At 64.1% G+C, this 14,292-nt stretch carries 14 protein-coding genes; 9 read left to right on the plus strand and 5 right to left on the minus strand.

The annotated features are described in order from the left end of the window. Window positions 1-97 precede the first annotated feature (97 nt). The 6 genes from Q1J79_RS18160 (at window position 98) to Q1J79_RS18185 (ending at window position 5,971) form a co-directional block, all read left to right on the plus strand. Window positions 98-1,345 (plus strand): VWA domain-containing protein, encoded by a 1,248-nt coding sequence (locus Q1J79_RS18160; RefSeq protein WP_367183015.1) that lies wholly within the window; start codon window positions 98-100, stop codon window positions 1,343-1,345. Further along, window positions 1,342-1,671 carry an XdhC family protein gene (locus Q1J79_RS18165; protein ID WP_300303164.1) on the plus strand — a complete coding sequence of 110 codons (330 nt, stop codon included), beginning with the start codon at window positions 1,342-1,344 and terminating at the stop codon, window positions 1,669-1,671. Before Q1J79_RS18160 ends, Q1J79_RS18165 begins: the two co-directional genes overlap by 4 nt. After that, a complete protein-coding gene (locus Q1J79_RS18170) occupies window positions 1,668-2,381 on the plus strand; it encodes an XdhC family protein (RefSeq protein WP_300303166.1) in 714 nt (237 codons plus the stop codon). Before Q1J79_RS18165 ends, Q1J79_RS18170 begins: the two co-directional genes overlap by 4 nt. Before the next feature lie 2 nt (window positions 2,382-2,383). Next, window positions 2,384-4,054 (plus strand): molybdopterin-binding/glycosyltransferase family 2 protein, encoded by a 1,671-nt coding sequence (locus Q1J79_RS18175; RefSeq protein WP_300303168.1) that lies wholly within the window; start codon window positions 2,384-2,386, stop codon window positions 4,052-4,054. Between the two features lie 175 nt (window positions 4,055-4,229). After that, complete coding sequence (locus Q1J79_RS18180) at window positions 4,230-5,480, plus strand: EAL domain-containing protein (RefSeq protein ID WP_300303170.1); 1,251 nt, start codon at window positions 4,230-4,232, stop codon at window positions 5,478-5,480. Between the two features lie 56 nt (window positions 5,481-5,536). Beyond that, window positions 5,537-5,971 (plus strand): hypothetical protein, encoded by a 435-nt coding sequence (locus tag Q1J79_RS18185; RefSeq protein WP_300303172.1) that lies wholly within the window; start codon window positions 5,537-5,539, stop codon window positions 5,969-5,971. A 28-nt stretch (window positions 5,972-5,999) separates the two neighbouring features. Here the strand turns inward: Q1J79_RS18185 and Q1J79_RS18190 are convergent, their stop codons facing one another. Beyond that, window positions 6,000-6,770: a hypothetical protein gene (locus Q1J79_RS18190; protein ID WP_300303174.1), complete on the minus strand. Its 771-nt coding sequence runs from the start codon at window positions 6,768-6,770 to the stop codon at window positions 6,000-6,002. Between the two features lie 184 nt (window positions 6,771-6,954). Here Q1J79_RS18190 and purU point away from each other — a divergent pair, with 184 nt between their 5' ends. Further along, a complete protein-coding gene (gene purU, locus Q1J79_RS18195) occupies window positions 6,955-7,821 on the plus strand; it encodes a formyltetrahydrofolate deformylase (RefSeq protein ID WP_300303176.1) in 867 nt (288 codons plus the stop codon). Between the two features lie 12 nt (window positions 7,822-7,833). Here the strand turns inward: purU and Q1J79_RS18200 are convergent, their stop codons facing one another. The 4 genes from Q1J79_RS18200 to Q1J79_RS18215 all read right to left on the minus strand — a co-directional run bounded on the left by Q1J79_RS18200 (window position 7,834) and on the right by Q1J79_RS18215 (window position 11,312). Beyond that, the gene (locus Q1J79_RS18200; protein ID WP_300303178.1) at window positions 7,834-8,382 is read right to left on the minus strand and encodes a MarR family winged helix-turn-helix transcriptional regulator; all 549 of its coding nucleotides are present in this window, start codon (window positions 8,380-8,382) and stop codon (window positions 7,834-7,836) included. 1 nt (window position 8,383) lies between these two features. Further along, window positions 8,384-9,691 carry a TRAP transporter large permease gene (locus tag Q1J79_RS18205; protein ID WP_300303180.1) on the minus strand — a complete coding sequence of 436 codons (1,308 nt, stop codon included), beginning with the start codon at window positions 9,689-9,691 and terminating at the stop codon, window positions 8,384-8,386. Then, window positions 9,688-10,155 carry a TRAP transporter small permease gene (locus Q1J79_RS18210; protein ID WP_300303182.1) on the minus strand — a complete coding sequence of 156 codons (468 nt, stop codon included), beginning with the start codon at window positions 10,153-10,155 and terminating at the stop codon, window positions 9,688-9,690. Before Q1J79_RS18210 ends, Q1J79_RS18205 begins: the two co-directional genes overlap by 4 nt. A 110-nt stretch (window positions 10,156-10,265) precedes the next feature. Continuing rightward, window positions 10,266-11,312, minus strand: coding sequence for a TRAP transporter substrate-binding protein (locus Q1J79_RS18215; protein ID WP_300303184.1), 1,047 nt, complete (start codon window positions 11,310-11,312; stop codon window positions 10,266-10,268). A 182-nt stretch (window positions 11,313-11,494) separates the two neighbouring features. Between Q1J79_RS18215 and Q1J79_RS18220 the strand changes: the two genes are divergently transcribed. Together Q1J79_RS18220 and Q1J79_RS18225 are read left to right on the plus strand one after the other, a co-directional pair. After that, window positions 11,495-13,654 (plus strand): indolepyruvate ferredoxin oxidoreductase subunit alpha, encoded by a 2,160-nt coding sequence (locus Q1J79_RS18220; RefSeq protein WP_300303186.1) that lies wholly within the window; start codon window positions 11,495-11,497, stop codon window positions 13,652-13,654. A gap of 3 nt (window positions 13,655-13,657) precedes the next feature. Then, the coding region (locus Q1J79_RS18225) for a 2-oxoacid:acceptor oxidoreductase family protein (RefSeq protein ID WP_300303188.1) at window positions 13,658-14,292 on the plus strand (635 nt) is incomplete at its 3' end.

Here is a 14,292-nt window from a genome sequence, read left to right on the forward strand (position 1 = left end):
CCAAGATGAAAGGCTCCGAAGCGGCGGCAATCCTGCGCCAGGTGCAGCAGGACATGGCCGCGCTGGGCGCCTGAGCAGCAGCAAAAAAGAACCCGCCATGACCATGCTGCCTGCTCCACCCACTGGCGATCATGGCGGCGACCAGGGCGGCGCCTTTGCCGAAAACATCGTGCATTTCGTGCGCCTGCTGCGTGCTTCCGGCCTGCGGCTCGGCCCCGGCAAGGCCATCGATGCCGTGCGCGCGGTGGAGGCCGCTGGCATCCGCCGCCGCGACGATCTGTACTGGACACTGTTTTCCGTGCTGGTGAACCGGCGCGACCAGCGCGACTTGTTCGATCAGGCCTTCCATATTTTCTGGCGCGACCCGAAGATTCTGGAGCGCATGATGGGCCTGCTGCTGCCCGAGGCCGAGGGCACGGCGGAACCGAAGAAAAATGCCACCTCGCAGCGCCTGCGCCAGGCCCTGCTGCCCGGCCGTGGCGAAAGCAAACCAGCCAGCGAACCGAAGGAAGTCGAGATCGACGCGACGCTGACTTTCTCGGCCGATGAACTGCTGCAGAAGAAGGACTTCGCCGAAATGTCGGCCGAGGAACTGGAGCAGGCGAAAAAGGCGCTGGCCAGGATCGAATGGCCGTTCCGGCCGCAGCGCGTGCGCCGCCTGAAATCCAACGATCGCGGTCACCGCATCGACCTGCGCGCCAGCCTGCAGGCCAGCATGCGCACCGGCGGCGCGATCATTCCGCTGAAACGCAAGAGCCCGGCGCAACGCCCGCCGCCGCTGGTGGTGCTGTGCGACATTTCCGGTTCGATGAGCCAGTATAGCCGCATGTTCCTGCATTTCATGCATGCCCTGACCAACGACCGCGCGCGGGTGCACAGTTTCCTGTTCGGCACGCGGCTGACCAATATCAGCCGCCTGCTGCGCCAGCGCGACGTCGACAAGGCGCTGGCGGCCGTGAGCGAGACCGTGCCCGACTGGTCGGGCGGCACCCGCATTGGCGCCACGCTGGAGGAATTCAACCGGCTGTGGTCGCGCCGTGTGCTGGGCCAGGGCGCCATCGTGCTGCTGCTGACCGACGGGCTGGACCGCGAAGGCGGCAAGGGCCTGGCGCGCGAGATCGAACGGCTGCACAAATCCTGCCGCCGGCTGATCTGGCTCAATCCCCTGCTGCGCTGGGACGGTTTCGAGCCGAAAGCCGCCGGCATCCGCGCCATCCTGCCCCAGGTTGACGATTTCCGTCCGGTTCACAATCTTAGTTCCATTGCCGATCTGGCCGCAGCGCTGAGCCATGCCAGCGATGTCGGCAACCGGTTGAAACCCAATCTGGCGAGGATGGCCGCATGAGCGCAGATCCCACCGACGACATACTGGGCACCGCCCTGGACTGGAAACGCGCCGGCAAGGGCGTGGCGCTGGCCACCGTGGTCACCACCTGGGGCTCGGCGCCGCGGCCGGTGGGCAGCCAGCTTGCCGTCGACGACGAAGGCAAGTTCATCGGCTCGGTCTCGGGCGGCTGCATCGAGGGCGCGGTGGTGACCGAGGCGCTGGATGCCATCGCCGACGGCAAGCCGCGCATGCTGGATTTCGGCGTGAGCGACGCGCAGGCCTGGGAAGTGGGACTGGCCTGCGGCGGCAAGATCCAGATCTTTGTCGAACGGCTGGACGGATGAAACAGGAAATCCTCGAACAGCTGCAGCAGGACCGCGCCGAGAAGCGGCCTGTGGTGCTGGCCACCTTCCTGAAAACCGGCGAGCAACGCCTGCTGTATCTCTATGGCAAGAAGGGCCTGAAAGACATCGACCCGCGCATCGGCGAGGCGGCCCGCGCCGCCGTGCTGGAAGACAAGGCGCGCACGGTGGAAACCGAACAGGGCCCCCTCTTCCTGAATGTGTTCAATCCACCGCTGCGGCTGATCCTGGTCGGTGCCGTGCATATTGCCCAGGCCCTGGTGCCCATGGCGCAGCTGGCCGGTTATGAAGTGGCGGTGATCGATCCGCGCAGCGCCTTCGGTTCGCCCGAACGATTTCCCGGCGTGACGCTTTCCAATGACTGGCCCGACGAGGCCATGGCGCAGATGAAACCGGACCTGCGCACCGCCGTGGTGACGCTGACCCACGATCCGAAGATCGACGATCCGGCGCTGGTCGCGGCGCTGAAATCCGATGTGTTTTATATCGGCGCGCTGGGCAGCAAGAAAACCCATGCATCACGGCTGGAACGCCTGACCGCCGCCGGTTTCGGGCCCGACGATTTCGCGCGCATCCATGGCCCGGTGGGTCTGAGTATCGGCGCCAAGTCGCCGGCGGAAATCGCCATTTCGATCCTGGCGCAGATGACGGTAGCCCTGCGCCAATCCACGCCTGCCAAAGCTGCGGCCTGATCATGTTTTTCGGTCCGGTGCCGGTGCGCGAGGCGGCCGGTGGCATTCTCGGTCACAGCGTCAGCGCCGGCAGCGAGCGGTTCAGGAAAGGCCGCGTGCTGAGCGCTGCGGATGTCGACATCCTGACCCGGGCCGGGCACAGCGAAATCTATATCGCCCGGCTGGACGAGAGCGACATGCCGGAAGATGAAGCCGCGCGTCGCATCGCCGAGGCGATAGCCGGTCCACGGGCCCGCGTGGCCGCGGCCTTCACCGGCCGCGCCAATCTCTATGCCGACACGGCCGGCCTGGTGCGGATCGATCCTGCGCGACTGGACGCGCTGAACGAACTCGACGAAGCCCTGACGGTTGCCTGCCTGGCCGATTACGAAGCGGTTGAAGCAGGCCAGATGCTGGCCACGGTGAAAATCATTCCCTTCGCCGCGCCGCGCGCCGTGATTGAACGGGCCGAAACGATGCTGCGCGGCCAGCCGCCGCTGGTGCAGCTGGCGCCCTTTACGCCGCGCCGGGTTGGCCTGGTGCTGACCAAAGTGGCCGACAGCAAGGACAGTGTGCTGGCCAAGACCGAGAGCGCCGTGGCCCAGCGTCTGGCCCTGCTGGGCAGCAGTATCGTCGAGATGCGCATCGTGCCCCACAGCGAAACCGATGTCGCCGCGGCCATAACCGGGCTGAAAACGGCGGGCTGCGCGCCGATCCTGGTGTTCGGCGCTTCGGCCACCGTTGACCGCCATGATGTGGTTCCTGCCGGGCTGACGCGGGCCGGCGGCGAGGTGCTGCATTTCGGCATGCCGGTCGATCCCGGCAACCTGCTGATGCTCGGCCGCCACGATGCCGTGCCGGTGGTGGGTGTGCCGGGCTGTGCCCGTTCGCCCAAGCTCAATGGCTTTGACTGGGTGCTGCAGCGCCTGTGCGCCGGGCTGGAGATCAGCCGGCGCGACATCATGCGGATGGGGGGCGGCGGCCTGCTGAAGGAAATCCCCAGCCGGCCCATGCCTCGCGATCGGGGGCCACGCGATCAAGAACCACGCGACAGCCATCCGGCAGACGCCACGGCGCCGCGCCGGCCGCGGATCGCTGCGCTGATCCTGGCCGCCGGCCTGTCGCGCCGTTTTGGCGATGGCCACAAGCTGCTGGCCGACCTGGATGGCAAACCGGTGATCCGTCATGTCGTCGAGGCAGCACTGGCCTCGACGGCGCGGCCAGTGCTGCTGGTGACCGGACATCAGGCCGAAGCCGTCAGCCAGGCCGCAGGCCCTGGAATACAGACCGTGCATAATCCGGCTTATGCCGAGGGCTTGGCTTCCTCGCTCAGGGCGGGGCTGAGCGCGCTTCCCCCACCAGGATCAGAGGGGGGGCTCGATGGCGTTCTGGTCTGCCTGGGCGACATGCCCGATGTGGCGTCCGAGGTGCTGGAAAAACTGATCGCGGCCTTCAATCCGGTGGAAGGCCGCGCCATCTGCCTGCCGGTTCATGGCGGGAAACGAGGCAACCCAACGTTGTGGGGGATGCAGTTTCTGCCGGATCTGATGCGGCTGGAGGGCGATGCCGGCGCGCGCAGCCTGTTCGGGCCGCATGCGGAATGGATCTGCGAAGTGCCGGTCGAAACGCCCGGCATCCTGCATGATTACGATACTCCGGCGATGCTGGCGGCACGTCAGGGCGCAAAAGCCTGATTTCAAGCCCTTGGCTTTAATCGAATATTATCCACAGACGACCTATTAACCAAGCTATCTGGCTTTTTCCGGCGGCGGGAATTTGCCATAGTGGCCAAGCTGCGGGGGCATAAACACAGCGATCGGCAGGTTGCCGCCCTCTCCACGACCGTTACCGGAGAAAGCGACCGTATCGATGAGTGAGGCTATCAACCAGAACCAGCCGTCGTATGACGACGAGAAGATGTTCACCGATTTTGACCGCCTGGCGCGCGGCAAGATTTTTGGTGGGCGTCTGGCGGCGGTGATTCAGTTCGTCAATCCCAAGACCTTCGAGCGCAACCGCGAAAGCTACAATATCGTGGTGCATTCGATCCGGTCGCTGATGTCGAAATACGAAGGCACGTTCTACACGTTGCACGATTATTCAATCGTGATGTTCGTCAGACTGTCGGAACGCTTCTTCGACCAGACCTTCGAAAAGCTGGTGCTGGAAATCGACGACATCCTGACCCGCAACAATGTCGCCATCGGCCTGACTCCGGAAGAGGCGGAAAACGCCGTCCGCTGGTATCGGTTCGACAGCCAGTTCGAGGAACTGCAGGAACTGGTCGACAACATCCAGCAGCGCTTCCGCGTTTATGTCGAACGCCGCAAGCGCCTGCTGGCCAAGGCGGGCACCGCGGCCGCGACAGGCGATGGCGCCCCGCTCACCCCTGGTGCGTTGCAGCAGATCGACGACATCCTGAAAAAAGCGGATGTCTCCACCTTCATGAAACGCCAGCCGGTGACGCTGTGCTTCGGCAACCAGCCGCCCAAGCCGATCTTCCAGGAAATCTTCGTCGGCGTGAACGAACTGCGTCAGGCGATTGCGCCGAACGTGAACCTGCGCGGCGCGCGCTCACTGTTCCATCACCTGACCCGCACGATGGATACCCGCGTGTTCCGCGCCCTGCTGGACGGTTATGTCACGCGCAACAGCGGCCCGTTCAGCATCAACCTGAATGTCAGCACCATCCTGAGCGATACCTTCCGCGATTTCGACAGCCGCATCGGCAATATCGTGAAGAAGGAACAGATCATCATCGAGATGCAGCGCTATGATGTGTTCTGGGATTACAACGAATACCTGCTGGCCTGCGAATTCCTGCACAATTCCGGCTACCGCATCCTGATCGACGGCATCACGCCCGACCTGCTGCAGCTGTTTGGCCGCAAGGAACTCAAGGCCGACTTCGTCAAGCTGTTCTATTTCAAGGACCGCCACGAAGACTGGATCGACAAGGAACTGGCCAGCAAGATCGCCGAGACGGATCCCAACCGCGTCATCATGGCGCGCTGCGAAACCGAAGAGGCGCTGAAGGCCGGCCTGGCCGCCGGCATCCGTCTGTTCCAGGGCTGGCACATCGACAACATGATCCGCGCCTCGCGCGAAGTGGTGAACTGAGCCGGCGACAGCTCGTTACCAACTCTCAGCAACCGTTTCAGACAGCAGGCCCCGCCATGTGGAACCGCTCCAGCCCGAAGCCCAACCAGACCGAGAACCAGGTCACCGAAATCCGCGCCGGCGCTGCCCCGCAGGTCAAAAAACAGGTTTCGTCCAAGGATAACGAGCGGATCGAGAAGATCCTCGCCAGCATCGCCATCGATACGTCGCAGACCTTCAATGCGATGCTCGATTCACTGATGGGCGAGCGCCCGGTAACGCATCACGAGGGCAGCCAGACCCGAGATTTCATCGTCACCGTGTTCGATGACATTCGCCAGGAAAGCAATCGCGACGCCGTGGTGCTGGCCCGCAAGTTTGCCGATATGTGCATGCGCGCCGCCGACCAGCTCAACGACAACCACCAACGCACCGTGGCGCGCTGCGTCAGCGAATTGTTCGAGCAGTTCGCCGCCAAGCTCGACCATCGCGAGCCGGCCAACTCGAACTGAGCCGCATTTCGAAAAACCGGCCGGACAATCAGAACGGGCCGTGCTGATCCAGTTCGGCGAGGAAATTCCCGGCCAACCGGGAGGCATCCTCGCCGGTGGCCGTCTTGAACAGCTTGGCGTCGTCGGGCGACAGCCTGGCCAGCGGCCGGATCAGGCCGTCGAAGAACAGATAGAACTCGCGATCGCCGAACGGCAGCGCCTGCCCCTCAAAGGGCCGCTCGATATAGACATTCGAGGATAGCCCGACCGCCGTCGGGTCGTGCTGCATCACCTTCATCGCCCATTCCTTCCGCGTCTCGAAGATACGGAAGGATTTGATCACCCGCGCCACCACCCTGAAGTAGATTTGCTTGACGCGCGGATCGGCATAATACTGCGCCCAGTCCAGTGGGCCGCCGCCGGACGAGCGCAATTCCTCGGCGATGCTGGCCGCCTCTTCCGCCATGACGTCAACTTCGTCGCCAAACAGCGAACGGACGAAAAAGAAGTAGTTGCCGATCAGCCGGCGGTCGAGCTTGTCTTCGGCGAACTGTGTATCCAGCGGATGGACCAGCAGGCGGCCAAAGGCATTGACGCGCGCGCCGCGGCGCTCGTCCTCCTCGATCACCTTCATCAGGCTGTCATAGGAGGCGCGGTAATAATGATCGTAGTCGGAGGCGGTCTTCATCGCCTCGACCAGCTGCCGCAGCGTCTCGACCGTGAAAGGTGCCTTCTGCGCCTGCTGCTCCGCGCCCTGGACCAGGGCATCGAACAGCTTGTTCGCCATCTGGCGGAGGAAATCGGGGCCCCGGGTGATCATCTTAGTCTGTCTGGCCTGCAGCCGAATCCATTCTGATTGGCCGCAGCTTAATCGGGCCGCCGGGCGGAAGCGAGGCAATTCTTGGCAGCTCCAGACGAACAGACATACACTTTATTAACCCTGCCGTTGCGAGGTTTCGGCTGCACCGTTACAGTCCCCCTCCCGCCCCTTTGCAGTATCCATCATGAGCCTGATCCTCACCCTCTCCTGCACCGACCGTCCCGGCATTGTCGCAGCCGTGTCCGGCTTCCTCGCCACCAACCGATTCAACATCCGCGAATCCGCCCAGTTCGGCGACAGCGAAACCGGCCTGTTCTTCATGCGGGTCTGCATCGAGGACCTGGAAGCCGGCCCCGATGGGGGCGGCCGGCCGGTCGAACAGATTCGCGCCGCCTTCTCGCCCGTGGCCGCACCCTTCAACATGACCTGGGGCATCCATGACGAGCGCGTGCGGCAACGCGTGCTGATCCTGGTGTCCAAATTTGGCCATTGCCTGAATGACCTGCTGTACCGCTATTCCATCGGCGCCCTGCCGGTGGAAATTCCGGCCATCGTCTCCAATCACCGCGACTGGTATCAGCGCGCCGCCGCCCACGATATTCCCTATCATCACTGGCCGGTCACCGCGGCGAGCAAGACGCGCCAGGAAAAGATGCTGCGCGACCTGATCGAGCAGGAGCGTATCGACCTGATCGTGCTGGCCCGCTACATGCAGGTGCTGTCGCCCGAGCTGTGCCGTGCCTTTGCCGGCCGCATCATCAACATCCACCATTCCTTCCTGCCCAGCTTCAAGGGCGCCAAGCCCTACCACCAGGCTCATCTGCGCGGCGTGAAGCTGATTGGCGCCACGGCGCATTACGTAACCGAGGACCTCGATGAAGGTCCGATCATCGAGCAGGAAGTTGCCCGGGTGGATCACAGTTATTCGCCCGACCAGTTGGGCGCAACCGGACGCGACATCGAAAGCCTGGTGCTGGCCCGCGCGGTGAAATACCACGTCGAGCACCGCATCTTCCCGAACGGCAACAAGACCGTGGTGTTTCGCGGCTGAGGCTGGCCGGCCCTATTCGATCGCTTCGCTGCCCAGGCTTTTCGCCACTTTCTTGAGCAGGCGGATCAGCGCGGCCCGCTCCGCCGGGCTCAGGGCCGCGACGATATTCTTTTCATGCTGTTCGACCTTGCGGGTCAGCTCGGCGAGATATTCCTCGCCGGCGGAACTGAGGCGCAGGGCATAGGTGCGGCGATCCTGCGGCGTGCGTTCGCGCAGGATCAGGCCCTTGCGCTCCAGCTGGTCCAGTGCCGGCGTCAGGGTGGATTTGTCGAGGCCAACGGCGCGGCTCAGTGCCGTCTGGTTGATGCCGGGATTGGCCTTCAGCAAGGTCAGCAGGCTGAACCGACCCGGTGTCAGCTCGCCCATCCGGTCGGCCAGCTTGCCGACGACGCGGGCAAAGTTCTCGAAGACGGCGACCTGCGCAATGCGCAGGGCATAGCCGTAATAACCGGGCAGCGGCCCGCGGTCGAGCGCCCGCGCCACCGCGGGGCGCGAACGGGCCGCCTTCTCGCCGGCGGTGGTGGTTTTGACTGATACCGGATTGCGGGGTGCGCGGGCCATTTCAGTTCATCTGGCTAGGCAGGTACAGCGCGATGGCGGGAAACAGCACGAGCAGGGCAAGGCGGACCAGATCGACAAGGATGAAGGGCATGACGCCCTTGTAGATCTGCCACAGGCTGACATCGCGGGCAATCGAGTTGATGACAAAAACATTGATTCCGACCGGCGGCATCACCATGCCCAGCGTGGTGATCATCACGATAATGACCCCGAACCAGATCGGATCGAAGCCGAGTTGCAGCATCACCGGATAGATGATCGGCACTGTCACCAGGATGATGGCCAGCTCATCCATCAGGGCGCCGAGGATCAGGTACATGATCAGGATCAGCACCAGGATGCCATAGGGACCGACCGGCAGGCCGGTGAGGAAATCGCTCACCTTCTGCGGCGTCTGGGTGATCACCAGGAAATAGCCGAACAGGAAAGCGCCCACCACGATGGTGAAGATCGAGGCCGAGGTGCGCACGGCTTCGATCAGGCTGCCCTTGATCTCGTCCCAGCCCAGCCGGCCGCGCAGGATGCCGATCAGCAGCGCGCCGACCGCTCCACAGCCGGCCGCTTCCGTGGCGGTGAACACGCCGCCATAGAGCCCGCCGACGATTCCGGCGAACAGCAGCACCGTGGCCCAGATGTCGCGCAGCGAGGCAATCCGCTCGCGCCAGTCGGTTTTCGGGCCACGCGGCATGAGGTCGGGCCGCAGCCAGCCAACCACCTGGATCAGCGCCATGTAAAGCGCGACGGCCAGCAGGCCGGGCAGGATGCCCGAGACGAACAGCTTGCCGATATCCTGCTCGGTAAGGATGCCATAGAGGGCGAAGACCACGGATGGCGGAATCATGATGCCCAGCGTGCCGCCGGCGGCGATCACGCCGGTGGAAAAGCCGGGGTGATAGCCAAACCGCCGCATCTCGGGCAGCGTGACGCTGGTCATGGTGGCCGCCGTGGCCACCGACGAGCCGTTGATCGCGGCAAAGCCGGCGCAGGCCGCCACGGTGGCCATGGCCAGGCCGCCGCGACGATGCCCCAGCCAGGCCTCGCCGGCGCGGAACAATTCGCGGCTCATGCCGGCCGCGGTGGCGAAGGCCCCCATCAGGATGAACATCGGGATCACGGCCAGGTCGTAATCGGTGGCAACCCGGATCGGCGACTGCGCCAGCAGATTGAGGGCCGGGGCGGTGGCGGCCAGGATGCCGAAGCCGCCGACCCCGACGATGCCCATGGCGACCCCGACCGGTACACGCAGCACCATCAGGATGAAGAGGACGACAAAACCGGCAATGGTGACGAAATCCTGACTCACGGTCACGCCTCTTTCTTGCCGGCCAGCAGGCGGATCAGGCGCAGCAGCAGCAGGATCGCCGCCAGCGCGATGCCCAGGGCCGCCACGGCATGGAACGGCCAGACCGGCAGGCGCAGATCAAAGGTCTGCTCATTGCTGGCCAGGACGCTCATCACCTTGCCTTCCAGCATCCAGGCAAACAGTGCCATGAAGGCGAGCGTCACCACAGTGGCGAAAATATCGATGGCCCGTTTGCCCCAGGCCGGGGCCAGTTCCCAGAAGCCGTCGACCTGGATATGCCGGTTATGGAAACCGGCCAGGGCAATACCCCAGAACATCGCAGTGCCCAGCAGCAGGCGGGAAAAGTCGAATGCATCCGGCAGGCCGTAATTGAACAGCCAGCGCAGCATGACGGCACTGAAGGTCAGTACGGCAATAGCGCCCAGCAGCAGGCCGGCGACCAGCTCGACCTTATCGATGAAGCCTTTCATCAGGCAGTCCCCCCGCCGGTACTCTAACGATAATCATCGCGGCGACAATCACAGCGACAACGCAAATCGGGGCCACGGCCGGGAATGGCCGCGGCCCCGGCTGGCGTTGATCAGAACGCGGCGTTGCGCTTCTTCAGCTCGGCTTTCAGTTCATTCAGGGCCTGTTCGCCGTTGACGCCGACCTTCTTGACGTCTTCGTACCACGCCTTTGTCATCTCTTCGGACAGCTTGCGCCAGGCGGCGATATCGCTGTCGCTCGGCTTGACGCCTTCATGGCCCGGCAGCGCCAGCATCTTGGCCTTGCCCGACGATTCAGCATCCGACCACGCGGTGTTGATCTTTTCCGACATCTCCGAAGTGCAATGAGAGTCGAGGGCCTTCTTCTGGCTTGCCGACAGCTTGCCGTAGGTGGCCTTGTTCACCGCCAGCACGAAATTGCTGATGTAGAGCGGCGCATCCATATGGTACTTGACCGCCTTCTCGAAGCCGAAGATGAACACGCTGCCCCACGGGAAGCTGATCGCATCGGCCAGGCCACGCTCCAGCGCATCGCGCGCTTCCGGCGCGGTGACCTGCACATTGGTGCCGCCGGCCAGCGTCACCAGGCGTGCCACCGAGGCATTGCCCGGGCGGATTTTCAGGCCTTTCAGGTCGTCCGGCTTGGCGATCCTGGCCTTGCTGTGGAAGGTGCCCGGATCATGCACGAAGGTCATGCAGACCTTCACGTCTGCCATCTCCTTCTCGGCGTATTTGCGATACCAGGCATCAATCGCCGCCGAGCCGCTCTTGCCGTTCGAGAACAGGAAGGGGATTTCGCTGCCGGCGATAACCGGGAAGCGGCCCGGCGTATAGCCGGGATTGACATAGGTAAGATCGGCAATGCCGTCGCGCGCCATGTCGTAATGGTCCTTGGCGGCGCCGAGTTGCTGCGACGGGAAGATCTGCATCTTGACCGTGCCGCCGGTCGCCTTCTCGATCGAGGCGCCCCATTCGGTAAAGGCCGGATGCAGCGGATGCGAGGGCGGCAGCCAGTGGCCGAGCCGCAGCGTGATCGGCTTGTCCTGCGCCTGCACGGCAGGCGCCAGCGCGGTCAGGCCGAGAGCGACGCCGAGGCCAAGGCCCGCGGCATAGGTAAAGAACTGGCGTTTGATGGCCATGGTTTTGTTTCCTCCGCTTGACGGACCGTCTCGTGCTGGATGCCGGCGGCCCTTTGGTTTTGCCCGCCGACCCTATCAGGCGGCCGGATAGCTGTCCATATAGTTTCGTTGGATACCAAACTATTTTCCTTGACCCCGGTTCGCGCTGGTGGAAGATTCCGCCGCAGTGGGAGGATTCGAATATGGAACGCTCTTTCGCGAAAGAGATTGAATCGCTGCGGCTGGGCGATGGCGACACATTCCGCGGCGAAGGCATCCTCGCCGTCACCAAGGCGTTGCTGCAATCTGGCGTGTCCTATGTTGGCGGCTATCAGGGCGCGCCGGTTTCGCATCTGATCGACGTGCTGGTGCAGAGCCAGGATATCCTCGACGATCTCGGCATCCATCTTGAAACCTGCACCAACGAAGCCTCGGCCGCCGCCATGCTCGGCGCCTCGATCAATTATCCGGCCCGCGGCTGCGTCACCTGGAAGGCCATCGTTGGCACCAATGTCGCCTCCGATGCCCTCAGCAACCTCTCCTCCGCCGGCGTGGTCGGCGGCGCGTTGATCGTGGTGGGCGAAGATTACGGCGAAGGCGCCAGCGTGATCCAGGAACGCAGCCATGCCTATGCCATGAAATCCTCCATATGGCTGCTCGACCCACGGCCAGACCTGCCAACCATTACCCGCAGCGTGGAACAGGCCTTCGAGCTCTCCGAGATTTCCAACACGCCGGTGATGCTGGAACTGCGCATCCGCGCCTGCCATGTCACCGGCGAATTCCCCGCCAAGGAAAACAGGCCTGCGAAGGTTTCGCGCAACAGCCGACTGCCCGGCCCGTCTGCCTTCAATTACGACCATCTGGCCCATCCACCTGCCACGTTCATGCAGGAAAAGCTCAAGCTCGAGCAGCGCCTGCCGGCCGCCCGCAAATACATCGTTGAGCAGGGCCTGAACGAGATCATGCCGGGTGAATTGAATGATATCGGCATCATCGTGCAGGGTGGCCTCTATAATGCGCTGAACCGCGCTCTGATGAATCTGGGGCTCAGTGACGCCTTCGGCAGAAGCCGCGTGCCGATGCTGGTGCTCAACGTCACCTACCCGCTGGTGCCCGAGCAGATCACGGCATTCTGCGCCGGCAAACGCGCCGTGCTGATGATCGAGGAAGGTTCGCCCGATTATATCGAGCAGGCCATCCATGCCACCCTGCGCAAGGCGGATATCAATACCCGCCTGCATGGCAAGGGCATGCTGCCCGAGGCCGGCGAATACACCATCGAGGCGCTGACCCGTGGCCTGCTCGCCTTCATCAAGACCGAGCAGCCGCAGATCGATGTCTCCACCGCCGAAGCCGCCTATGGCAGCGCGCTGGATAACCGCAAGACGGCGCAGGCCCTGATCGGCCCAACCCTGCCGCAGCGGCCACCCACATTCTGCACCGGCTGCCCCGAGCGGCCCGTCTTTACCGCAATCAAGCTGGCCGAGCGCGAGATCGGCAAGGTGCATATAGCCGCCGATATCGGCTGCCACGCGCTGGCCACCTTCGCGCCCTTCTCGCTCGGCCATTCCATTCTGGGCTACGGCATGTCGCTGGCCTCGGCCGCTGGCGTCGGACCGCTGATGCGCAGGCGCTCGCTGGCCATCATGGGTGATGGCGGCTTCTGGCATAACGGCGTGCTGTCGGGCGTGGCGTCGGCCCTGTTCAACCGCGGCGACGGCGTGCTGGTGATTATGCAGAACGGCTACACCTCGGCGACCGGCGTGCAATACATCCCCTCCTCCGCCGGCAACCGCGTCGACGGGCTGGCCAGCGGCTCGGATATCGAAAGCACGCTGAAGGCCCTGGGCGTGAAATGGGTCCGCCGGTTGCGCTCCTATGGCCTGAAGGACATGACCACCTCGCTGAAAGAGGCGCTGACCACTGCCAGCCAGGGCCTGAAGGTGATCATCGCCGAGGGCGAATGCCAGCTGGCGCGCCAGCGCCGCCTGCGCAGCGAGGAATCCCAGGCGCTGGAATCGGGCGAGCGCGTGCTGCGCACCCGTTTCGGGATCGACGACGCGGTCTGCACCGGCGACCATTCCTGCATCCGGCTGTCCGGTTGCCCGTCACTGACCATCAAGCCTAATCCTGACCCATTGCGCACCGATCCGGTGGCCAGCGTGAACAGCAGCTGCGTCGGCTGCGGCCATTGCGGCGAGGTTGCCCACGCCGCCGTGCTCTGCCCCTCCTTCTACAAGACCGAGATCGTGCATAACCCGACGCTGTGGGACCGGCTGCACGATCGCTTCCACCGCATGGTGATTGGTTGGCTCGGCGGCGGCAAAAATGCGGCCGCGCAGCCGGCGGCGGGAGAGTAAGCCATGTCCGCACCGCAATTCTCTGCCGGGCGTCCGATCTGCATCCTGATTGCCGCGATGGGCGGCGAAGGCGGCGGCGTGCTGACTGGCTGGCTGGTCGGCGCGGCGCAGCGCGAAGGTTTCCCGGTGCAGAGCACCTCGATCCCTGGCGTGGCCCAGCGCACCGGCGCCACCACCTACTATATCGAGATCTGGCCCGAGAAGACGGAAGTCCGCCCGGTGATGTGCCTGAACCCGATGCCGGGCCAGGTGGATGTGATGGTCGCCAGCGAATTCGTCGAGGCCGGCCGCGCCATTGCCAACGGCTATGTCTCGCCTGACCGCACGCTGCTGATCGCCTCCACCCATCGCGTTTATGCCGTGGTCGAGAAAAGCGCGATGGGCGATGGTCGCTATGATACCGGCAAGCTGTTCCGCGCGGCGAGGGACCACGCGAAGCAGACCATCCTGTTCGACATGGACCAGGCGGCGAAAGACGCCGGTTCGATCCTGAATGCCGTTCTGCTCGGCGCATTAGCCGGCGCGGGCGTGCTGCCGATTCCGTCGGAGGCGTTCGAGGCCGGCATCCGCGCCGAGGGCAAGGCGGTGGACAGCAACCTCGCCGGCTATCGCTTCGGCCTGGCCCATGGCAAGGGTGA

This window comes from Ferrovibrio sp., from assembly GCF_029255545.1.
Taxonomy (GTDB): Bacteria; Pseudomonadota; Alphaproteobacteria; order Ferrovibrionales; family Ferrovibrionaceae; genus Ferrovibrio.